Annotated in this window: 18 protein-coding genes; 10 read left to right on the forward strand and 8 right to left on the reverse strand. The window is 46.8% G+C overall.

Annotated elements, in window-relative coordinates:
• Window positions 1-68 precede the first annotated feature (68 nt).
• Entirely contained in the window at window positions 69-1,970 is a 1,902-nt protein-coding gene (locus AAE250_RS13385; RefSeq protein WP_294600787.1) for an ATP-binding protein, read from the reverse strand.
• Window positions 1,971-2,390: 420 nt separating this feature from the next.
• Here AAE250_RS13385 and AAE250_RS13390 point away from each other — a divergent pair, with 420 nt between their 5' ends.
• Both AAE250_RS13390 and AAE250_RS13395 read left to right on the forward strand, forming a co-directional pair.
• Window positions 2,391-4,487, forward strand: coding sequence for a putative porin (locus AAE250_RS13390; RefSeq protein ID WP_294600789.1), 2,097 nt, complete (start codon window positions 2,391-2,393; stop codon window positions 4,485-4,487).
• 11 nt (window positions 4,488-4,498) lie between these two features.
• Window positions 4,499-5,320 carry a transporter substrate-binding domain-containing protein gene (locus AAE250_RS13395; RefSeq protein ID WP_294600791.1) on the forward strand — a complete coding sequence of 274 codons (822 nt, stop codon included), beginning with the start codon at window positions 4,499-4,501 and terminating at the stop codon, window positions 5,318-5,320.
• Window positions 5,321-5,518: 198 nt separating this feature from the next.
• On the opposite strand, the gene AAE250_RS13400 is transcribed toward AAE250_RS13395, so the two are convergent.
• On the reverse strand, window positions 5,519-7,444 hold the full coding sequence (locus AAE250_RS13400; RefSeq protein WP_294603339.1) for an NAD(+) synthase: 1,926 nt from the start codon (window positions 7,442-7,444) through the stop codon (window positions 5,519-5,521).
• Between the two features lie 137 nt (window positions 7,445-7,581).
• Between AAE250_RS13400 and AAE250_RS13405 the strand changes: the two genes are divergently transcribed.
• The 7 genes from AAE250_RS13405 (at window position 7,582) to AAE250_RS13435 (ending at window position 13,119) form a co-directional block, all read left to right on the forward strand.
• Window positions 7,582-9,480: a sensor histidine kinase gene (locus AAE250_RS13405; protein WP_294603337.1), complete on the forward strand. Its 1,899-nt coding sequence runs from the start codon at window positions 7,582-7,584 to the stop codon at window positions 9,478-9,480.
• Between the two features lie 117 nt (window positions 9,481-9,597).
• Entirely contained in the window at window positions 9,598-10,014 is a 417-nt protein-coding gene (locus AAE250_RS13410; RefSeq protein WP_294603334.1) for a Fur family transcriptional regulator, read from the forward strand.
• A 69-nt stretch (window positions 10,015-10,083) separates the two neighbouring features.
• Window positions 10,084-10,641 (forward strand): NADH peroxidase, encoded by a 558-nt coding sequence (locus tag AAE250_RS13415; RefSeq protein WP_294603331.1) that lies wholly within the window; start codon window positions 10,084-10,086, stop codon window positions 10,639-10,641.
• A 121-nt stretch (window positions 10,642-10,762) separates the two neighbouring features.
• Window positions 10,763-11,284 carry an RNA polymerase sigma factor gene (locus AAE250_RS13420; RefSeq protein WP_294603328.1) on the forward strand — a complete coding sequence of 174 codons (522 nt, stop codon included), beginning with the start codon at window positions 10,763-10,765 and terminating at the stop codon, window positions 11,282-11,284.
• Window positions 11,281-11,709, forward strand: coding sequence for a hypothetical protein (locus AAE250_RS13425; protein WP_294603327.1), 429 nt, complete (start codon window positions 11,281-11,283; stop codon window positions 11,707-11,709). Before AAE250_RS13420 ends, AAE250_RS13425 begins: the two co-directional genes overlap by 4 nt.
• A 13-nt stretch (window positions 11,710-11,722) precedes the next feature.
• A complete protein-coding gene (locus AAE250_RS13430) occupies window positions 11,723-12,193 on the forward strand; it encodes a DUF6108 family protein (protein ID WP_294603326.1) in 471 nt (156 codons plus the stop codon).
• A gap of 20 nt (window positions 12,194-12,213) precedes the next feature.
• Window positions 12,214-13,119 (forward strand): outer membrane beta-barrel protein, encoded by a 906-nt coding sequence (locus AAE250_RS13435; protein WP_294603324.1) that lies wholly within the window; start codon window positions 12,214-12,216, stop codon window positions 13,117-13,119.
• Window positions 13,120-13,239: 120 nt separating this feature from the next.
• Here the strand turns inward: AAE250_RS13435 and AAE250_RS13440 are convergent, their stop codons facing one another.
• On the reverse strand, window positions 13,240-14,892 hold the full coding sequence (locus tag AAE250_RS13440; protein WP_294603321.1) for a TonB-dependent receptor: 1,653 nt from the start codon (window positions 14,890-14,892) through the stop codon (window positions 13,240-13,242).
• 37 nt (window positions 14,893-14,929) lie between these two features.
• Complete coding sequence (locus tag AAE250_RS13445; protein WP_294603318.1) at window positions 14,930-16,348, reverse strand: hypothetical protein; 1,419 nt, start codon at window positions 16,346-16,348, stop codon at window positions 14,930-14,932.
• Between the two features lie 238 nt (window positions 16,349-16,586).
• Between AAE250_RS13445 and prmA the strand changes: the two genes are divergently transcribed.
• Window positions 16,587-17,429, forward strand: coding sequence for a 50S ribosomal protein L11 methyltransferase (gene prmA / locus AAE250_RS13450; protein WP_294603315.1), 843 nt, complete (start codon window positions 16,587-16,589; stop codon window positions 17,427-17,429).
• 74 nt (window positions 17,430-17,503) lie between these two features.
• Here prmA and AAE250_RS13455 read toward each other — a convergent pair whose 3' ends face one another.
• The 4 genes from AAE250_RS13455 to AAE250_RS13470 all read right to left on the reverse strand — a co-directional run bounded on the left by AAE250_RS13455 (window position 17,504) and on the right by AAE250_RS13470 (window position 23,618).
• Window positions 17,504-18,775, reverse strand: coding sequence for an ABC transporter permease (locus AAE250_RS13455; protein ID WP_294603313.1), 1,272 nt, complete (start codon window positions 18,773-18,775; stop codon window positions 17,504-17,506).
• 6 nt (window positions 18,776-18,781) lie between these two features.
• Window positions 18,782-20,086, reverse strand: a complete 1,305-nt coding sequence (locus AAE250_RS13460) for an ABC transporter permease (protein WP_294603310.1) — start codon at window positions 20,084-20,086, stop codon at window positions 18,782-18,784.
• A gap of 902 nt (window positions 20,087-20,988) precedes the next feature.
• Complete coding sequence (locus AAE250_RS13465) at window positions 20,989-21,858, reverse strand: glycoside hydrolase family 25 protein (protein ID WP_294602938.1); 870 nt, start codon at window positions 21,856-21,858, stop codon at window positions 20,989-20,991.
• Between the two features lie 113 nt (window positions 21,859-21,971).
• Complete coding sequence (locus tag AAE250_RS13470) at window positions 21,972-23,618, reverse strand: diphosphate--fructose-6-phosphate 1-phosphotransferase (RefSeq protein ID WP_294602941.1); 1,647 nt, start codon at window positions 23,616-23,618, stop codon at window positions 21,972-21,974.
• Window positions 23,619-23,761 lie beyond the last annotated feature (143 nt).

The following is a 23,761-nucleotide window of genomic DNA, read 5'->3' on the forward strand; positions in this document are numbered from 1 at the left end:
AAAACTATTTATCAATATACGGCATCATCAAAAATAGTGATTTTAGTCCCGGATAGAACGGTTTTCAGTTAAATAGACAACAAAATCTCAAGTTTGAACAATTGTTCGCCGTTCTGTATATCCGTAGTAAACACTCCGCCAATTGCTTTTACCCGCTCCCGGATAGTAGTCAGGCCGATACCATTTCCCGCAGCACTGCCGTCGGAATAGCTCTTTCCGTTGTCGGTTATCTGCAGTGTCAATAACTTCTCTGTCAGGGAAAGGCTTACATATACTTCAGTTGCTCCGGAATGCTTCAGCACGTTGGACAGCAGTTCTTGCAAAATACGATAAACCTCATAAGCTACTTGCTCCGGCACTTGATGCCATTCCGCTCCCTCGTTCTCTCCACTGAAAGCCAGTTGCACGGACGAAGGTACAGCAAGTCGCTCCACATACGCCTCTATTGTCTCGGCCAACGTGGTGTATTGGAACTTAGGCGGCATCAGTTCATGAGAGATGCAACGCACGTCGGTACGCACCTGCTCCAGCAAGCCCAGCAATTCTTGCTTCGATTCATCGGTAGGCGGCATACATTGCATCTGCATACCGATGCCCAGCAGGTCATTGCATACACCGTCGTGCAAGTCTTTGGCAAGACGCGTGCGCTCACGTTCCAAACCTTCGATATAACTTCGGGCAAGTTTCAATTCTTCCTCCTTCTTGACGCGCTTGCGACGGAACATATAATAAAGAAGGAAAAGCAGGAACACGAATACAACTACAATCGTTGCAACAAGCCAGCGCATGGTTTGTGCTTTTTGCTCCAACTGGACCTGATTCAGACGAACTATCTCAAGTTCTTTCTCCTTAGTATCATACTTTACGGTCATGTCGGACAACTCCTTGGTGACGCGTTCGGAGTACAAACTGTCACATGTCCGATAAGCCATGTCATAGTAGTACATGGCATTTTCCGGTTCTTTCAGGCCACGATAATTACGCGCTATCATCAGATACAGTTTGTCGACCGGCATGTACATTCCTCTCTCACGACGCTTCAACAGTTTCATCTGTATGTCCAAGCTCTCGCGATAGCGTCCCTGCTCCATGTAAATAAGAAATTGTTCTTCAAGAAATCCCAAGACCTCTTGCGAGTCCTCCGGTAATTGCCGCACCACAGCTTCCGCTTTTTTCATATAGAAATCAACAGAATCGCGCTTGCCTAAAGCCTTAAACATCTCAAGCATCGTTGTATAACCTTTTAGGACATATAGGGGCATCTGCTGTCGGGTTCCTTCTTCCACTACCGCCCGCAGCATACCGATACCCTCGTCATGCCGTCTTTGCTGAAAGTAGATACTGCCGCAAGCATAGTTGGCATATAGTATCATATCCATATCTTTACTTTTTGCAGCCGCTTCCACTGCGCGTTTCCCATACAATATGCCTTCATCCGAACGACTTCTATTGGCATAGAGTATGGCAATGCTGCTTAATACCTGTGCCAGCTCGGAATAGTTTTCGCGACCTTCGAGCAAGTGTAATGCTTCATTATAGTAAATCAGTGCGGAATCGGGATTCTCTCTCTGACGGTAAACCACCCCGAGATTTGTGTTTGCATTAGCCCATAGTACCGTATCTTTCAGCTCGGACGCTTCGTGGCGTGCCATGGAAAAATAAGAAAAAGCTTTATCCAAGTCGCCCGAAGAGAAGTAAGCATCTCCTATATCATTTAATAGAGTGATATGCAAAGATGAAGGCTTTGTCTTCAGCGTTGCCAGTGCTTTCTCCGAATAATAAAGGGCACTGTCTGCCGAACGGCGCGTATAATACTCTCCCAAATGACAGTATGCCGCAGCAATACTGTCCCGGTCTTTCAACTTCTCAGCGCGGGCAAGTTCTTTTTGATATTCCGCCAGGTCTGCCTCCTGTGCATGCAGCAAAGTACAAGTTGTGAACAAACAGAAAAGTAGCAACAAGTTTTTCATAATAGATAATGTATTAAGGATATCGGCTTTTTATTAAAGAATAAAGAAGCTGTAAAGATATTCATTTACCTGCAAAGATAAGTAAGTAAAAGATATTAGTAACACCATCCTTAGAAGAAAATCGGTTTTTGCTGCGCGAACGCTTGTTCGCGCCGTGCGAATACATATTCAAGCCTTGTGAATATCCGTTCGCAAGCTTTGAACAGAGAATTATCACTGAAGAAAGGAACTTTTCTCCTAATGCCCTGGATCTTTTCTCTTAATGCCGGACAACTTTTCTCTATACATCCGGTATGGGGTATATACAAGCGCCTACTTACGAAAACATTTCATAACAAGGAGGACAGACACTTTTAAAAGAAGCAAAAAAGGCCGAATTCAGTAAGCGAATAATTTTTTATTGTATCTTTGCGCCTAATTATGAGACGAATTGTACTGACATATATATTTCTGTCCGTCGTCGGGATATGGGGGGCAATGGCGCAAAACACCCTGAACCCGATGAATAACCGTGACCGATTCGGCAATCAAATTGACCCGAACACCCAACCGGACAACCTGGAAGACAGCACCAACACCGAAATCCAAAGTCTTCCCCCCAAACTTTATATGTGGAAACTGAGCGAGACACTGGGCAACCGCACTATTCTGCCTGCTGATACTGTCAGCCTCAACTTCCAGAATACAAACCTGGTAGAAGGAATGTTCGGGCACTATAACTACCTGGGCAACCTGGGTTCTCCACGGCTCTCGCGGCTGTTCTTCGAACGCTCGGACGACGAACCTACCATTTTCATGACACCTTTCTCCAGCTTCTTCGTCCGCCCCGACCAGGTGATGTTTACCAACAGTAACATCCCCTACACCAACCTGACTTACTACAAGGCAGGAAACAAAGTGAACGGTGAAGAGCGGTTCAAGTCATACTTCTCCGTCAACGTCAACAAAGCGTTTGCCTTTGGCTTCAATATCGATTACCTCTATGGGCGCGGATATTACCAGAACCAATCGACCTCGCACTTCAATGCCGGACTGTTTGCCAGCTACATAGGCGAAAAGTACCAACTACAAGCCGTATACAACAACTTCTTCATGAAGATGAACGAAAACGGCGGTATTGCGGACGATCAGTACATCACCCGTCCCGAAAATATGTCGGGTGGAAAGAAGGAGTACGAGTCGACCACTATCCCCGTCAAACTGGAACAGACCTCGAACCGCAACAAGGACTTCTATGTGTACCTGACACAACGTTACCGACTAGGCTTCACCCGGAAAACGACTGAAATAAAAGAACAGGAAGGTCCTGCCAAGAAACCGTTAAACGACAGCATCCCTGCGGTGGCAGTACAAGATACCACTGTTACAGAGGAGTTTGTGCCCGTCACCAGTTTTATACATACACTCAAGGTGGAACGCTCACGGCATGAATTCCGTTCGGGCAACGAACCTAAAGGATTCTTTCCCGAAAAGTATTATCTCTACAAGGATCATAGCAATGACTCCACCACAGCCTTCAGCGTAAAGAACGTATTCGGCATAGCACTGCTGGAGGGATTCAACAAATATGCCAAAGCAGGGCTTACAGCATATATCTCCCATAAATTCAGCCGGTACGACCTGATGAATGTCGATACGCTTACGGACATGCGCCGCATCCGCTATACCGAGCAGGAAGTCTTCGTAGGTGGAGAACTTGCCAAACGCGAAGGCAAGTTGCTGCATTACAATGTGAACGGTGAAGTGGGCCTGCTCGACAAAGCTATCGGTCAGTTCCGTGTCAATGCCAACCTGGACTTGAACTTCCGTTTATGGAAAGATACGGTGAACTTCTATGCCCGCGGTTTCGTGAGCAACACGCTCCCCTCCTTCTATATGCGCCACTATCACTCCAACCACTACAGTTGGGACAATGATAATATGGACAAAGAATTCCGCACCCGCGTGGAAGGTGAATTGAACATTGCCCGCTGGGGAACGAATCTACGCGCCAATGTGGAGAATATAAAGAACTACACTTATTTCAACCCAAGTGCTATGCCCGAGCAGAACGGAGGCAACATACAGATACTGTCCGCCACGCTGGCGCAAAACTTCCGTCTTGGGATACTTCACCTGGACAATGAAGTAACCTGGCAAAAGACAAGTAATGAAGCGGTACTTCCGTTGCCACAATTCTCGCTTTACCATAACTTATATATACTGACTAAGTTGGCAAAGAAGGTGCTGACTGTTCAGTTGGGTGCCGACGTCAGATACTTCACTACCTACAATGCACCTGCCTACGCGCCCGGCATCCAGCAGTTCCACCTGCAACCAACCAACGACCAGGTGGAAATCGGTGGTTACCCCATCGTGAATGTTTATGCCAACCTGCAATTGAAGCGGACACGTATCTTTGCCATGATGTATCATGTCAATGCAGGTATGGGTAAGCCCAATTACTTCCTGGTGCCCCACTATCCTATCAATCCACGTTTGTTCAAGATTGGTATTTCGTGGAATTTCTATGATTAAATGCTTGCTGTATGACGAAAAGCAGACTCTTGAAATATGCGTTGCTGGGGATTATAGCCGTCCTTCTTGCTCATTACCTCATGAAAAAAGAAGAGAAGCCGAAAGGGCAGCCGCGTGATTATGCCGAAATAGCAGCCGAAGGCGTCATACATGCTGCAACGGAATACAACTCCATCAGTTTCTACGTAGACGGCGATACGTTGTCCGGCTTCCATTATGAGTTGATAGAGGCTTTTGCCCGCGATCATGGGTTGCAAGCTGCCATTTCGCCGGAGATGAGTTTCGACAATCGGCTGGAAGGCTTGGCTGAAGGCAGATATGATGTGATTGCTTACGGCATCCTTGCCACCAGCGAGTTGAAGGATTCTTTGCTGCTTACAACCCCGATTGTACTGAGCAAGCAGGTATTGGTGCAGCGAAAACCGGACAATGCTTCCGACTCAGCGCTGTTCATCAAAAGCCAACTGGACTTAGCCGGAAAAACGCTGCATGTAGTAAAGGGATCTCCTTCGATACTGCGCATCCGCAACCTGGGAAATGAGATTGGCGATACGATCTACGTCAAAGAGATAGAGAAGTATGGTTCGGAACAGTTGATTTCATTAGTTGCCCACGGGGATATAGACTACGCAGTATGCGACGAAAGTATTGCGCAGGCTGCGTCAGACAGTATGCCCGAAATAGATATCAATACTGCCATCAGCTTTACACAGTTCTACTCCTGGGGAGTGAGCAAACAATCTCCCGTCTTGCTGGACAGCCTCAACACGTGGCTGGAATCTTTCAAGAAAGGAAAAGAATACAAGGAAATCTATAGACGATACTATAAATGATAATTTAGGGGCGTGTGATAACAAGTGTATCTCAAACTCCTCCGCCTGAAAGGGGAGGTGCCCGCTTGCGGGCGGAGGGGTCTTACATAAATAGAAAGTAACTTAGTGCAAGTCCCTTCGGATGTGAAACCCCTCCGCCCTACGGGCACCTCCCCTTTCAGGCGGAGGAATTTGAGATACTCCGTAAATTCCCATTTATCAAAGCCCCTCAACCTCCTTCAACCACATCTCCGATGAAGCATCGCTCGGCATTCTCCAATCACCGCGCGGACTGATGGAAATACTTCCCACCTTCGGCCCGTCGGGCAGACAAGAACGCTTGAACTGCTGGTTGAAAAAGCGGCGGCAGAACGTCTGCAACCATTTCTTGATAGTCTCCTCGTCATAAGTCCCCTTGAAAGTGCGTGCCGCCAGGAAGAAGATTTTGGAAGGACGGAAACCGCAACGCAGGAAATAATAAAGGAAAAAGTCATGAAGTTCGTACGGACCAACCAGGTCTTCCGTAATCTGCCGGATATTCCCGTCTTCATCTGCCGGAATAAGTTCCGGGCTGATAGGCGTATCTACAATATCGAGCAACGTAGCACGCGAAGCATCGTCCACATTATTCTCTGCCACCCACTTGACAAGATGTTTCACCAGTGTCTTAGGAATACTGCCGTTCACACCGTACATAGACATGTGGTCACCATTATAAGTAGCCCATCCCAATGCAAGTTCCGAAAGATCACCCGTACCGATAACCATGCCCCACGTCTGATTGGCAATATCCATCAGAATCTGAGTACGCTCGCGCGCCTGCGAATTCTCATAAACAACATCGTGCACATTGATGTCATGGTCTATATCTTTGAAATGCTGAATACACGCCTCCTTGATACTGACCTCACGAACAGTCACTCCAAGAGAATTCATCAAGTCGATGGCATTGGTATGAGTACGGTCGGTCGTTCCAAAGCCCGGCATCGTTACACCGATAATGCCTTTGCGCGACCAGCCCAATTTATCGAAAGTCTTTACGCACACAAGCAGCGCCAACGTAGAGTCCAGTCCGCCGGAAATGCCGACCACTGCACTCTTGGCCTGCGTATGCACCAGGCGCTGCGCCAGGCCGGACACTTGAATGGAGAATATTTCCTCGCACCGCTCATCCAGCATAGGTCCTTGCGGTACAAACGGATGCGGCTCAAAGCTACGGGTCAGGTTCAAGTCCTTGCTATTGACATATTCCGTCGAGATGCGTACCGGAAGCTCCGACGCACAATTTGCCCGGCATGCGGCGAATGTAGTATTCACCCGGCGCTCCGTACGCAGATGTTCCACGTCTATCTCACTGATCACCACCTGTTCTTCAAAAGAGAAACGCTCACTTGCTGCCAGCAACGTACCGTTCTCATAAATCAATCCGTTACCTGCAAACACCACATCCGTAGTCGATTCGCCAAAGCCGCACGAGCTGAAAACATATCCCGCAATGCAGCGTGCCGATTGCTGACTGATGAGCGAACGTAAATAACTGTGCTTCCCGATACCTTCATTATCGGCCGAAAGATTGAACAGAATCTCCGCCCCCTGCAAGGCAAGTGCAGAACTCGGAGGAATAGGCGCCCACAAATCCTCGCATATCTCTATGCCGAACGTAGTATCTGCCGTCTCGAAAAGCAAGTTCCTTCCCATCGGAATAATCTGCCCACAAAGGCGCACACTGTTTTCAGACACCTCGCAAGCGGAAGTGAACCAACGCTTCTCATAAAACTCCTTGTAATTGGGAAGATAGGTCTTAGGAACCACACCCAGCACTTTTCCCTTCTGAATGACAACTGCCGTGTTCAGCAAAGAACCGTTCAAGGCAACGGGCATACCCAATATCGAGATGATGTCCAACTGGCGTGTATTATTCAGGATTTGTATCAATCCCATTTCCGCCTCCTCAAGCAGGAGTTGCTGGGCAAAAAGATCGCCACATGTATATCCGGTGATGCACAACTCTGGAAAGGCAATAACCTGTACACCTTTTCCGTCGGCTATAATAATCTCTTTTTCAATTTGTCCGGCATTGAACTTACAGTCCGCCACCTTGACACGGGGCACAGCCGCCGCTACTTTTACATATCCGTAATTCATAAGGATGTTACTTATTTATTCGCCACAAAAATACGGTAATTTATCTACAAACACAAAATTATCAGTTGTTTCACTTTGCCGTTCACCGAATTACTCGTAATTTAGCGCTCATTTAACGAAAACCGGTGTCTATTATCATGAGGATACATCCATCATTTAAGTGCATATCATTCTTTCTACTATTCTTGGCCACCTTTTTATCTGCCTCAGCCGGAGAGACAGATAAAGATTATATATTGCTACTCAACTCTATCAATAAAGAAGAAGCCTGGACCAAAAGTTTCAGTGATGAGTTGCACCGTCGCATCAGTAAGCAAGAGATGGTCTTAAAAGAATTTTTCTTGTCAATACCGTTGCTAAATGATGAAGAGGAAGTAAAGCAGTTGCAAGAAAAGGTTTTGCAAACATTCCCCGATCCGCCCAAAGCAGTAGTGATTATAGGCGATCCCGGTTGGATGGTCAGCGCCCCCCTCTTCTGCGGTCCGTGGAAAGACATTCCCGTTGTACTATGCTACTCACGCAAAAAAGTACCCGCCGACCTGCAAACTTTATTGTCCAAAGCCATACTGACTGAGGAAAACAGCATTCCCATCGAGGAATTCAATAAGAAATATAACATTACAGTCTTAGAACAGCCCTATTTTATATCAGAAACCCTGCACCTGATCAAACAGTTGCAGCCGGATATTACACGGATTGCCTTTATCTCAGACCACCGGTACATCAGCGTCGTCACACGTCAGATGGTCCGGCAAACCATGCAGGCAGAATTCCCGGATATGAAACTCGAACAGCTGTCATCGGACATACTAAATACCGAACAACTGCTGGACACACTGAAAACTTACGGCAAAACCGCCGGAATCATCTACTACTCCTGGTTTCAGCAATACGGAAAAAGAGAGAATTATTACCTGTCCGACCATCTGAAGAAAATACTCCCTACATTCCTCGAAGTACCGATATTCACCATAGCAGATCTGAACTTGCAGGAAAATCTGTTTGCAGGAGGACATTATATCTCCATTTCAGATTTTACAGATACCACAATGTCCGTCATCAATCGTATCCTGGATGGAGAACCGGCATCCTCCATCCCCTATCAAGACGGCGGCACACCTCATACCTATCTTAATTATGCAGACTTGAAATGGTATAATATCCCGGAGAAACTGTACCCCGACAAAGCCATCTACTACCACAAGCCCCCTACATTCTACCAGCAATACAGGGTCTACATCTGGCTGACAGGCTTTTTCATCCTGCTGTCCATCGTGTTATATTCCGTATACCACGCCCGTTCACTGAAAGTTAAAAGGGAACTTATCAAGGCCAAAGAACATGCCGAAGAAGCAGACCGGCTAAAATCAGCCTTCCTTGCCAATATGAGCCACGAGATACGTACACCACTCAATGCCATTGTCGGCTTCTCCAGCATCCTCGCCGAAACTGCCGATACACCGGAAAACCGCGAGTACATAAAAATCATCGAGAACAACAATTACCTGCTGTTGCAACTCATCAACGATATCCTCGATTTATCAAAAATAGAAGCCGGACTGCTGGAATTCTCATATAGTAATGTAGATATCAACCACTGCCTCGAAGAACTGAGAGAAGCCTTCCACCTGCGGATGCCGGAAAATGTGGAATGTATACTGGCGCCCTCCCTTGACAAGTGCCTCCTCCATACGGAGAAAAACCGGGTCATGCAGATACTTGGCAACTACATCTCCAACGCCATAAAATATACTGCGGAAGGCAGCATCACCATCGGCTACTATCCTCCCAAAGACGGAAAGCTCCGCCTCTTTATCCGCGATACCGGATGCGGTATTGCTCCCGAAAAGCACCAGCAAATCTTTGAACGCTTTGTCAAGCTGGACAGCTTCAGGCAAGGCACCGGACTGGGATTATCCATCTGCCGCATGATTGCAGAAAAGATGGGGGCAACCGTCGGCATCTGTTCCGAAGTAGGGAAAGGCTCAGAGTTCTGGCTGGAAATTCCTGTTCACCCCGCAGACAAGCTTGCCTAAGTATTTTTAAGAAACCAATAAAAAAATGATGGAAATCTTTTGGAGAATGAAAAGAAGTCTCTATCTTTGCAAGTGAATTAAAAATGTAATTATTACAAGTTTGAAAATTGAGATGATATGGATGTAGTAAAACGATTGCAAGAGCACAACATTAAGCCATCAATGCAACGCATGGCGATTATGGACTATCTGATAAAGCATCGTACGCATCCCACAGTGGATGAAATTTACACAGCATTGGCTCCCTCTATACCTACATTGTCGAAGACAACGGTATACAACACACTAAAATTGCTGAGTGAACAAGGTGCTGCACAGACACTGACCATTGATGAACGAAATACATGTTATGACGCAGATACCAGCCCGCACGGTCACTTTCTGTGCAAGAGTTGCGGAAAGATTTATGACCTGGAATGCGATGACAACGTAAAGAAAGTAGTAGACATGGATTTGGATGGACACGACGTACAAGAAGTCCACTACTATTACAAAGGAATCTGCAAACACTGTATTGAGAAAAAGAACGCGTAAAGACAAAGAATGATTAATTCAACTGATATAAAGAATAACTAATTCAACTGATTTAAAATCTGAAAGAAAATGAAGAAATTTAGATGTACTGTCTGCGGTTACGTATACGAAGGTGACGCAGCTCCCGAGAAATGTCCATTGTGTAAGGCTCCTGCCAGCAAGTTCGTTGAAGTAGAAGAAGCTAAGGCTGACGGTCCGTTGGTTTTCGCTGACGAGCATGTTATCGGCGTAGCCAAAGGTTGCGACGACGAAATGATTAAAGACCTGAACAACCACTTCATGGGCGAATGTACAGAAGTTGGTATGTACTTGGCTATGAGCCGCCAGGCCGACCGCGAAGGTTATCCCGAAGTTGCGGAAGCTTTCAAGCGTTACGCTTGGGAAGAAGCAGAACACGCTTCCAAGTTTGCCGAACTGCTGGGCGACTGTGTATGGGATACCAAAACAAACCTCGAAAAGAGAATGAACGCTGAATCCGGCGCATGCGAAGACAAGAAGCGCATTGCTACCCGTGCCAAAGCGTTGAACCTGGATGCTATCCACGATACCGTTCACGAAATGGCTAAGGACGAAGCTCGTCATGGTAAAGGTTTTGAAGGCTTGTACAATCGCTACTTCAAAAAATAATCCGGTAATTATAGTAATGTAAGAAAAGGGACTGCTATCTTTAGCAAGTCCCTTTTTTATTGGAAACTTTTTTGTGTTTGCAATGTCACGTTTGCGCCACTCGTTCGTCATAACAATGTAAATGGAACTCAAACAATTCAAAATAACCGTTCTTCCTCTCCGCGCCAAGCTGCTGAACTATGCGCGGAAGCTGACCGACGATCCGGAAGATGCCGAAGATGCTGTCCAGGAAGTATTGCTCAAGCTATGGAACAAAAGGCTTGAACTGGAGCAATACCGCAGTATCGAAGCCTTTGCCACGACGTTGACGCACAACCTCTGCATAGACATGTGGCGGAGCAAGCACAGCAGCAACCTGCCCCTGGACAACGTACAGGCAGCAGCACCTACCGGAACACCGGAACGATTGTTGGAGATAAAAGATGAAATGCACCTGATGCACGAAATCATCGACTCGCTGCCCCCTCTTCAGCGCACCATCATGCGGATGAAAGATATCGAGGAATACGAGACGGATGAAATCGCCGAAATAACCGGCTGCGGAGCAGAAGCCATACGCAGCAACCTGTCGAGAGCGAGAAAGAAAGTGAGGGACATTTACCTGCAAACCATTCAAGAAAAGAAAAGGAGAAATGAGTCATGAAGATAGACGAACTGTTGAACAAATATTTCGAAGGAGAAACCTCCTGCGAAGAAGAGCGGGAGCTGCGCCGTTTCTTTACAGAAAAGGAAGTGCCGGAACATCTGCAAGTATACCGTCCGCTGTTTGCCTACATAGACCGGGAAGCAAAAGCCGGACAAGAGGAGGAACAGGCATCCGTGCCGACTTTGAAGAAGCCTGCCCTCCTGCACCGTGCGCTCTATACCCTCAGCGGTATTGCAGCCGGATTGCTTCTGCTCCTTGCAATAGCCAGAATCTTCCCGCTCTCCGCCACTCCCGAAAATTATGTAATCATTGACGGGAAACGCTATACGGACGAGAAACTGGTAGAAGCCAAAGCGATGGAAGCCTTGCAGAACGCCAGCTTCACCGATGAAGATTTAAGTAACTTACTGTTTCAACATTAATATAAACCAGGTTATGAAAACATCTATACTTATCCGCCTGCGAGGTTTCTTCCTCCTCTCCCTGCTGATTTGCCTGCCAGTCTTTGCCCAAGCACAAGATGGCCTGCAGATAGCCTCCTTATTCAACAAGTACGGCGAACAGAAGGACGTAACCCGGGTGGAACTGAACGGCAGCATCCTGAAGTCGTACCGCATGACTACCTACAAAAGCCTTGTGTTCAAGAACGTAACGCCCTATCGCCAGGAGATACAGCAAGCCCTCGCCCACGACAAGCAGGACAATGTAAAGAAAGCCCAGGAAGTAATGGAAAGCGGCGTTCTGCGGAGTGCCTATTACCAACTGCAAGGGGTAAAGCGCGACGGGAAGGAACTCAACCGCTACATCCTCTTCAAGACCGGCAAGGACTCGATGGGCACCCTGATTTATATCGAAGGCATGCTCAGCGAAAAAGAAATGATGGATATGCTTTATAAACCGCAATAACATTAAAAACAATATACAATATGAAAACCAAAGTTATGATCCTGGCTTGCCTGTTCGCAGTACCGGCCGGCCACTTATCCGCTCAGCAACAGACTGACCCCGAACAAAAAACAACTGTGAAAACACAAGGAGACTCCATCATCATCCGCAAGGGAAAAGGAGACATGCGCATCAAAGTGTATGAAGAGCAGTTGGAAGAAGGTGAAAAGAAAGAAGTGCAAATCTTTGAAGGGGTGTATCTTGAAAAGGTAGATGCAGACAAACGTACTTTCCTGGATGCACTGCCGTTCATCCCGCAGAAAAAAAGGTATAATTCGTACGATCCGCACTGCTCGGGAGTATTCATCGGCTTCAGCCGGATGTCAGACAATTTCCTGTCATTCGGTGCAAGCAAAGAGGCAAACCTCGATCTGTCAAAATCCTGGGAGTTCGGCTTCAATCTATTGTCCGTCTATCACAACTTCAAGAAGAATCCGCACTGGGGAGTCAACTTAGGCGTCAGCTGGGGATACCGTTCATTCAACATCGACGGCAACTATGCCTTGCTGAAAGGAGATGGAGAAAGCTTCTTCACCGCAGGCGACGAAACCACCAGCTACAGCAAAAGCCGGCTGCGCCACTTCTTCTTCCGCGTCCCCGTACTGCTGGAGTGGCAGCAGAAGGCAGGCCGCAGCAAAGTATTCTTCAATGCCGGTCCGGAGTTTGAGATACGTCATGGAGTAAAATCCTTCTCACGCATCAACGGAGGCAAAAAACAGACGGTAGGCAAAGGCATGTATGTACATCCCGTAGGTGTAAACCTGCTGGCACAAGCCGGTTACGGTGACATCGGCATCTACTTGCGCTATTCTACTTACGGACTGTTCCAGAAAAACAAAGGCCCGGAAGTAACACCCTACTCTTTCGGTGTAGCGTGGTATTGGTAATCCTCTCCCCTTCCCTCCCGAATATAATAATCCCCGAAATGCACTCCAGCATTCCGGGGATTCCTTTTATACCCGAAGGTATTGGCAATGAAAGGTTATTTGCAATGAAAACTGTTCTTTTTAGAAACGTACACCTAAGGTAAGGAGTACCTGGCTGCGGGTATTAGTAATACTTGTTGCAGGTGAAGTTACCGGTCCGTCTATATCATTATAGAATGGATAGAAATCCGACTTATACATATTATACTTATATGCCAAGTCTGCATACAACAAAGAGCCACGATAACCAATACCTAACGTAAAGGTATTCATTGACTTGTTATTAGCAAAATCCGTATCCGTGTTTATAGAGTTAGAAGGTAACGCTTTGATAGCATTCTCTTTGTATGCCGCCGAACTGTAGTTATAACCTGCACGAAGAGCAAAAGCCGGTATAGGTTTATATTCAACTCCTAAACGAAGAGTACTTACACCTTTCATACAAAGGTCGGCTTCGCCCGTTTCCCATGCCATTTCATCACCGCCCGGATACTTGAACTTCATACTGGAATAATCTTCATATTCGTATTCAGCTCCCAATGCCAGGTAATTGCCAACCGTATATCCTAAACTGGCATTAAAAAGCCACGGAGTCTGTAACTCAAAATCACGATCCATGTCTCTGCCTCCCAAAGCAGCATAGGTATCTACTGTTGTACGAGTCAACGTTTCTTCCCCATTTTCATTCGGCAGATACATATCTGAATTCAATAATGCTCCCGTAGTGTAGGTCAATTTATAAAAAGTAGGAGTATGCACAGCCAAACCTATACGAAATGGAGAATCTTCAATCGGGCGGAATATAGCACCGAACTTGATGTCAAATCCCGAACCATGTATACGATTAAAGCTCTCCAGGGAATAACCTTCCTCATAGTTCTTTCCATCCTCCCAAGTATAATTGAAAGCCTCGTCGTAAAGAGAATACTTATTATAATCCACATCGTATGCACCGAAGGTTACACCAAAATAGAAGCGATCGTTAACATTGAAAGAAATATTGAAGTCGTACTGGTCAATACCTCCACGCTCACGCGACAAGAAGTAGGAATCTGCTTCTGAAGGTATGTAGGGACTATAAACATTACTAGTCTCGGTTTCATCTACATAAAAAAGACCACCTTGAAAACCCATGGCACCCAGCCATCCTGCATAAAGATTATTATAAATGTCATCACTGGCATAGTTTAAGTATTTGCCGCCACCCGGGGAATCATACTGAGGACGATGATAATATTCATAAGCCGCGTCCGTAGCCTGCTGCGCCATGCTCCGTACCTGAGAAACATATTGTCCGTCAATACTTCCCATCAGACCTTGCATCGTCATATTTTTATAAAACGACTTAGACTTATGATAGTTGAAACCAAAATTGACATAACGCAAAGGAGTATGATTGCCAATCTTGGTAGAAATTACAAAGCCGGCATTATCAAAATTCCAACGGTTCTTATTCTCTTCGAATTTATTACCCAAGTATTTACTTTCAGTACCTGTAGTTGAGTAGCCGAAGGTAATCATTGCATCGTTGCTGCGATAAACACCAATACCGGCAGGGTTTGTTCCGATAGTGGAGATATCACCACCCAGTGCACCCATTGCCCCGCCCATTCCTACGAAACGGGCTGTACCATTCAAATCTTTCTGTGCAATATTCGTTGCATCATATACCGTTTGCGCCCCTGCGCTTACAGTCGTAAGCACAGCAAGGGCTATCATTGTTATTTTCTTCATAATTCTTCAGTTTTGTTAGATTAAGACATTACTTGCATTATCTTCTTCTGGAACCACCGCCACCACCACTGGAGCGAGTTGCACTACCGCCACCGCCAGAGGAACGGGAACTGCCACCGGAAGAGTAACTGGAAGAAGAACGGCTGCTACCACTGGACGAACGGGCAGGAGCAGAATAAGAACGAGTACTACTGCTACGATTATTACCGTTAGAATAGCTGCGTGTCGGTGCAGTGCTTGAACCTCTATTATAAGTAGATGATGTTCTGCTACCTGCTCTACTACCCGAAGTACCTACAGAAGAACGCGTACTTGAAGAGCGACTGCTACGAACTCCTTCTACATTACTATTGTAAGAACTGCTACGCGTACTGCTCGGACGGGTATAAGTAGAAGAGCGACGGGTAGAAGTAGAAGTTGCATTCGAACGATTCACACCTGAACGAGTAGCAGAAGAACCTGAACGGACAGTCGATGAAGATCTTGTACCTACTACGCGGCGAGTGGCAGTTCCACTGCTGCTACGACGTACCTGACCAGAAGTTGAAGTCGCACTGCTACGGCGTACCGTCTGTCCACCATTTGAAACAGAAGAGCGACGGGTGGTAGAAGCATTTGAAACTCTACGGTTTCCCGCAGTAGAATAGCTCGGGCCATAGGAACGTCTGGTTGTATAGGCATTTCCCCAATGTCCGCCGCCTCCCCAGTGTCCGCCGCCGGGATACCAGCCGCCACCGGGATAATAGTGATGATGGTGTCCCCACCAGCCACCGCCGTAGAAGCCGCCCCAGCCAAAGCTGAAGCCCCAACTCGGACTATACCAGCTGTTCCAGCCATAACCGTAGTAAGGATAGCCTCCCCAACCCCATCCGTAGGAGTTGTAACGCCAATCCCACCATAAGCGGTTGGTGAACGTCGGGAAAGCATAAGCATACAAACCGTCGGTATATACGTTCCAATCCCATGAATTCAAGCCATATACCACATCCCAATACATTGGGCTGCTGATGCTGATGGCATATCGCGGATTACGGAAACGGATGATACGGGTAGCATACTCATAATCGTCTTGCGAACCATCGAAGCCGCCTACCCATTCGCCATCCAGATCGGGCTGGCTCTTTTCTTCAATGTACAAAGTGTCATTGTCCATCACAAAATTATTGTCACGGGCATCGTAACGGCGGTTATATTCGTCCACATCACGGGTATTTCCTTTGCGGTCTTTCACCACAACGGTGGTATTTCCCGGAGATGTATAGACTGTGGTCGGTACGTTCGACTTTACCACGACCTCTTGCACCGGAGCAGTAACTTTTCTCTCCTGCTTCACTTCTTCCTTCTTTTCTTCTTTCTTCTTGGAAGGAATGTAGTAAAGGTCGTCATCTACACTTTGTGCCGCCAATGTCCATGGAAGGCACAAGGCAAAAAGCGATAAAAAAACAATCTTTTTCATATTCGTTGGGTTTATAGATTACGTTTATATATTTCTTCACGTCACAAAGATAACGCCGGAATTCATTCCATTCAGCAGATTTTCCCCAAAGGTTTTTAGGGAATTCCCTAAAATCGGATTAGCTCTTTATATCGTTCTTGTGCTCGCCAAATATAAGAATTATCTCCTCTAAATAACGCATTGTGCTGCACCTTTCATCTTTATTCCTTATCTTTGCTTCGATTAATTAACAGTAGCAATGAAATATTTAGAATTTACATTCTGCACCACTCCGTGCACAGAAATAGTGAACGACGTACTTTCCGCAGTATTGGGTGAAGTAGGTTTTGAAAGCTTTGTTGAACAGGCCGACGGAATCACCGCCTACATACAAAAGGACTCTTACAACGAAACAGCCTTGAAAGAAGCGCTTGCCGATTTCCCGCTACCCGACGCACAGATAGCTTACAGCTATACGGAAGCTGAAGACAAAGATTGGAACGAGGAATGGGAGAAGAATTTCTTCCAGCCTATCGTCATCGGTGAGCGTTGTGTGATTCACAGCACATTCCACAACAACGTCCCCCAAGCTGAGTATGACATCGTAATCAATCCCCAGATGGCATTCGGCACGGGGCATCATGAAACAACCAGCCTCATCATCGGTGAACTGCTGGACAGCGACCTGCAAGGCAAATCCCTGCTCGACATGGGTTGTGGAACTTCCATCCTTGCCATCCTGGCATGCATGCGCGGTGCAGCTCCCTGCACAGCCATCGACATAGACGAATGGTGCGTGCGCAACTCCCTCGAAAACATCAAACTGAACAACGTAGACAGCATTGACGTATTCCAGGGCGACGCTTCTTCGCTGGAAGGCAAAGGCCCGTTCGACGTAGTGATTGCCAACATCAACCGCAATATCCTGCTAAATGACATGAAGCAATATGTACGCTGCATGCACCCCGGTTCAGAACTCTATATGAGCGGTTTTTATGTGGACAACATCCCCGTTATCCGGGCAGAAGCGGAACGCAACGGACTGCACTTCGTTCATTATCAGGAAAAGAATCGATGGGCAGCAATAAAAGTGATAAAATAGTAGAGTGATAAGGTGATAGGGTGATAGGGTGATAGAGTGATAATCCCCTATCACCTTATCACTTTATCACCTTTTTATTCGTCCCTCAGCGCCTCCACCGGTGAGATCCTGCTGATGCTACGTGCCGGAATATACACTCCGAACCACGTCACTGCCAGCATCACCACATAAACAATCAATGAAACGATGCAGAAATGTGCAAGGAAATGATTAGTCAGATAAAGGCTGTCATTTCCCGGCACCCTATCGTTCAATACATAAAAGCCTTCATAATAAACCCACTGGAAGTATAAGAAACAGCCCACAACCACAGCCACCGTCGTCATCACAAAAGCTTCACTTAACAGCATCCGGCAGATGCCTCCCGGCGAAGCACCATAGGACAACCGAATACCGATTTCCTCCCGGCGCGTACGCGTATGAAGCCAGAAAGTTCCGCTCACCGCCAGCAGCAAATTAATCATAAAGAAGTAGGCCAAAACGTACTTCATCCGTATCTCGTTCGTCACCCCTTCCCGCAAATCACTATCCCTCTGCACTTGATGAAAAGGAGACAGTTTACTGAATACCAGCGATCCGGAGGAAAGATTCTCGTCCACCCACGGCATAAACTCCTCTATAAAACGCCCTTCCGGCACTCCTGCCCTGGTACGGAAAAAAATACGCATACTCCGGTTGTATGCCCATTCCGGCATCTGACTCTCGTCGCCCAAAGAAATCATCCGCACCAAGTAAGGTTGCATGCTGTTCCTCATCTTGATGGGCTGCATCACTCCCACAACAGGAATTTCCGTACTGTCATAAACGCTGTACACACTCTGCCCCGTCAGGTCGGCGCCACCGGACAGCAGCATCGCTGCATCTTCTGTCAATATCACACTGCCTTTCGGCACTTCCAGGTTCTCGAGCGTCTCCCAACTCCCATCCTTCGCCGAACGGAAGCGCCAGGTGCGGAAAAAGCCGGAATGAGTAAAGAAAGGGATATACGTCATACGCACCCTTACCGAGTCCCTGAATACTTCGTTCATATTATTTCCCGGCGAACTGGGATAAGCCCCCGAAACAATACAAGTGGCCGATTCAATGTCCTTATAGTTGCGCAATCCCCTCATGATTCGTTCATAGTCTTGCGCAGGGTCAGAAATAGTATCCATCTTGTTGCGTGTCAGTTCCAGGCGATACAAACCATCCGGCTCATAACCGTCCGGAATGGACTGATTGTAATTCAGTACAAACAAGGGGTCGATGACAGCCCAACTTACAATGGCTATTACCGTCAGTTCCAACATAATCCAGAGATTATGCCGATGGTTGTTCCACAGAAACTTTATGATTTGTTGCAGCATAGTTCGTTATTTTTGTTTGTTGAGCGAATAAACAATATCTTTCTTCAATGCAATGCAGGCCGGTATCAATGCCGAAACCATGTTCAGCACAATGCAGACCACAAACGCAATCAGAAACAGGGTAGGATTGAACAACATATCTGTCGTTATGCTCATCTGCACGCTGTCGGGCAGCGGACTCATTCCCCCATCCAGCATAGTCAGCAGCCAGTCCTTGGCAAACACCACCATACCGTAGGAAATTACCAGCCCTATGATGCCGCCAAGACACGTCAGTAAAAGATTTTCCCAAACAATCTGTGAGAAGAGGCGCCCTCCGGTAGCTCCGAATGCCTTGCGCACTCCCATTTCGGGCAACCGCCGTTCCATGCGCGAAGAGATCATCCCCGACAGATTGAGCGCCGGCACCAGTAGCAGCATCAACAGCCACAATCCCATCTTCCGGGCTACCATAAAGAAATCCAAGTCTTCCATATCATTGGCATAGAACAACGTTTTCCAATAAAGATAAGGCTGATCGTGCATCACCAGCTGATAGTCCTCGTGCGGCAAAGCATTGAACTTGCGCACATACTCGTCCACCTGCGACTTTACTCTGTCTTCATCCGTCACCGAAGGCAGTAAAATAGCTACCTGGAACGGTCCGATAACTCCCCATTGGTCATTCTCCTCCACATACCCCGGAAGGCATGTATAAGGAAGCCAGACTTGTGCATAACTCAGTTTCATGGCATAACTCGGAGACTTCACCACACCGCAAACGCGATAATCCGTATAATTCAGTTTCACATACTCCCCCACTACCTCCGTCTTTCCGAAAACACGACGGGCCACGTCTTCCGAAATAACTGCCGTGCGGATGCCGCTTTGGAAATCGGCTTCCGTGAAGGGGTGTCCCTGAATAAAAGAGAAATCGAACACATTCCAGAAGCCCGTATCAGTCAGTTTCACCAGTGCAGAAAGGGGACGCTTCACACCCTTTACTTTAACAAACCAGCTTTCCGCATCGTTCACAGCAGTTACGGCCTCTACTCCATCCAAAGAATAAAAGCACTCCTTGACAAAAATGCCGGAATACTTCCAAGTATTATTCCAACTCGTATCTTTAATATTCTGCATGTGTACCGAAGGTGCGATGAGCATACGGTTACGATGAGTTTCGGGATAAATATCCCCTACCTTTATATAATAGAGTACAGCCAGCACCATGACCATAGAGATAGCCAACCCGGTACCGACAATGTAGAAACTGCTGAACAACAGATTCTGTTTCAGCATCATGAAAGATTGCCGTAAGTATTTTCCTATCATACAGATTATGTATTAACTGTAAAATAGAAAACAAAAAACACGCCAAAATGATAACGAGCAGATTATCAAGAGAAGACGAAGAAGAGGCATTGTCCGATAATGAACACCTGTCCGCTATCGGGCACTATAAAAAGGGAATTTCCTCGCACGCTCTCTTTAGTAAAAGCACAAGCATTCCTTTTAGTAAAAGCACAGGCATTCCTTCACTTACACCTTTGCATTTGTCTTCTTTTGCACAAAGGTTTCATAACACCTAACGGCCGTGAGCAAGCATGTTAACGGCCGTAAAGCGATTACCTAACGGCCATTAACATGTCTGCTCACGGCCGTTAGGCATCGGTATCTCTAAGACTTTTGCAGACGAAGTACGTACTCCGCACCTATTCAGCACAAGGCACAGATGTATTGTACAACCGTACTAAACACATTAAGCTATGGTAAATTTAACGTGAGTTCGATATAAGATGATTGACTCATATTGATGATAGAAATGAATGAAATGATAAACATGAGTATCTCAAACTCTCCCGCCTGAAAGGGGGAGTACCCCGTAGGGGGGAGGGGGTTTCACATAAGCAGAGAGTAACTTTGCAATACATAAGTCCCTGCGGATGTAAAACCCCTCCGCCCTACGGGCACCTCCCCTTTCAGGCGGAGGAGTTTGAGATACTCTTGCTTATAACCTGTCAGATATGAGTCAATCATCTTATATCGAACTCACGTTAAATTTAAACTCAGTGACGAAACATTACTTCTTAAGAGTGTGGAAGCAAATTTTGCTTCCACCTTTTTCAGTTGCTTCCACAGCATCGCAAATGCCGATGAATAAAGGGATGCGGGAAGTGGGTGGTAGTGTGGAAGCAAAGTATGTAAAAAGTAAAAGAAGACTTGATTTGTATCGTCTACTTTCTATTCTGCAAAGTCAGTGCCCGCAATTCTTCCAGCGTTCCGTTGAAAACATTCAAGTCGACTTCTTCTTTAATACCGGGCACAACACCCACATCGGTGTGCTGCCAGAAGTGCCACTTGCCTTCGTAGCGCACGGAGTCCACATAGTAGTGGGCTATCCAGTAAGGATAGGCATTGAAAATAGAGTCGCTGAGATAGCGCATCTTGAATTTATAGGAAGTATAAAGAATCGGTTTCACTCCATAGTGAGCCTCTACCCGGTCGAGCCAGGTCTTGACGGCAAGTTTCAGTTCCTGGGGAGATTTCTTGCCGGTAGTCTCTACATCAAGCACCGGGGGCAGGTCGCCTTCGGAAAGTTGCACGGTGCGGATAAAAAAGTCGGCTTGCTTGTGTGCATCCGTTTTGGGCAGAAAGTAATGATAAGCACCACGGATGAAACCATGTTTGCGTGCCTGGTCGAAATTCTGTGTAAAGGTATCGTCACCATGATCACCGCCCTCGGTGGCCTTCATGAAGATAAAGTGTAAGGGGAAGCGAGCTTCTTTGTTGCGTATCAACTGCTCCCAGTCGATGCGGCCCTGGTAGTGGGATATATCTATGCCATGCACTTCGTAATCGCAAGGCATGCAGACGCCATACCCCTTCTCACCGGGACAAGGCTTCCAGCGATAGGCATAAGGACGGATGCAGAACCAATAGAACCCGGCAGAAAACACCAATACGATACAAGCCGACAAAAGATAACGCAACCATGCGGGCATGGTGCGAGGCTGCGGCTTCTTCTTCTTTCCCCGCGGAGAAGAAGAAGGGCGGCGGGTGGCAGTAGTTTTGCGGCGGGTGGCAGTATTGGTTTTAGCTGGCATATCGGTATATTAAAGAAAGAACACAAATTACGCAAATTACACAAATCAAAGATAGGGAGAGTTTGCGTAATTCGTGTAATTTGTGTTCTTTATATCAAGACAGGTAACAGAATTTATTTACCTTGTTCCAATTGCAACGTCTTGGTAGGCTCGTCACAAACTTCCGTCGGACCGAAGTACTGGATAGGACCCGGATAAACATAGTCTGTTTCCATCGCCCAACGGTCGCGCTGAGCAGCGAATGCCTTGAAGGGAGCACCGTCCAACTTAACCAGCGCCTTCTGGATAACCGGTTTCATTTCGCCGTGACGACGTTCCATGTTCATCATCATGGTGATGGGCACACCGCCTGCAATCCATTCATCGGCAGGAGCGGTAGTATTGCGTACGGAAGACATATAACCGGTCTTTCCGTTAGCAATCAGTGCCGAAGCCGCATAACCCAGAGAGTAGCAGTAGTCAGCATCGAAGTTTGACGGAGCAGCGCAACGTCCTTCGTAACCGAAGAAGTGGTGCTGTGCAGCAAACTTGCCTACAAACTTACCTTCTTCTTTCCACTGAGCCAACTTCGTACCAACCATTTCGGACAACAGTTTCTCAGTTTCAATCAGAGATACCTGTACGTTTCCGTGCGGGTCACGGTCCAGTGACAACTGACGTGCAACACCTTCGGGAAGGCTGGCATAGATAGCAGCATTTTCCGGAGAGAGCTTACGGATGATATAATCGCGTTGATGAGACTTCTTGATTTGAGAGAATTCTTCTGCATTGGCAGCAAGGAAGTCGTTCAGTTCGGCAATCAGACGTTTCATAGCCGGAATGAACTCAACCAGACCTTCGGGGATAAGAACCGTACCGAAGTTGTTGCCCTGAGCGGCACGTTCGGCTACTACCTTGGCGATGCTGGTTACGATATCGTCCAGAGACATATCTTTAGCCTCTACCTCTTCGGAGATGATACAGATGTTGGGCTGTACCTGCAATGCGCATTCCAAAGCGATGTGAGAAGCAGAACGACCCATCAGCTTGATGAAGTGCCAGTACTTGCGGGCTGAGTTACAGTCGCGCTGGATGTTACCGATTACTTCTGAGTAAGTCTTACAAGCAGTATCGAAACCGAAAGAAGTTTCAATCATATCGTTCTTCAAATCACCGTCGATAGTCTTAGGGCAACCGATTACCTGTACACCGCACTTCTTGGCAGCATAGTATTCGGCCAGTACACAAGCGTTGGTGTTGGAGTCATCACCACCGATAATTACCAGTGCCTTGATGCCGAGTTCTTTCAGGATTTCAAGACCTTTCTCGAACTGTTCTTCCTTTTCCAGTTTGGTACGTCCCGAACCGATGATATCGAAACCACCCGTGTTGCGGTATTCGTCGATGATGTCGGCAGTCAGTTCCATATAGTTATGGTCTACCAAGCCACCGGGGCCCAGGATGAAACCGTACAACTTGCTGTCTTTGTTCAGTTTCTTGATACCGTCGAAGATACCCGAAATCACATTGTGACCACCGGGAGCCTGACCACCGGAAAGGATAACGCCCACGTTCATTGCGGGGAAGTCAACAGCCTCGTCGGTAGCTTCAAACTTAATCAAAGGCATTCCGTACGTATTGGGGAACAGCTTCTTGATTTCTTCCTGGTCGGCTACAGACTGGGTAGCAGCACCTTCGGCAGCTTTAACAGTTCCTTTCAGCGCTTTCGGAAGTTTGGGCTGATAAGCAGCCCTTGCAATTTGTAATGCACTTTTAGTCATTTCTTTTAATTATTTAAAGGTGTTAGTAAAGTTCAGCTTAAAACGTCGCAAATTTCGCGTTTTTTCGTAATATATGCAAGGAATGTACTTTTTCTTTTGGGTGACCCAAAGAAAAGTACAGCAATTATTCTTTTTTAGTGCAA

Origin of the sequence: Bacteroides sp. GD17 (assembly GCF_038448625.1) — a bacterium.
Classification (GTDB): domain Bacteria; phylum Bacteroidota; class Bacteroidia; order Bacteroidales; family Bacteroidaceae; genus Bacteroides.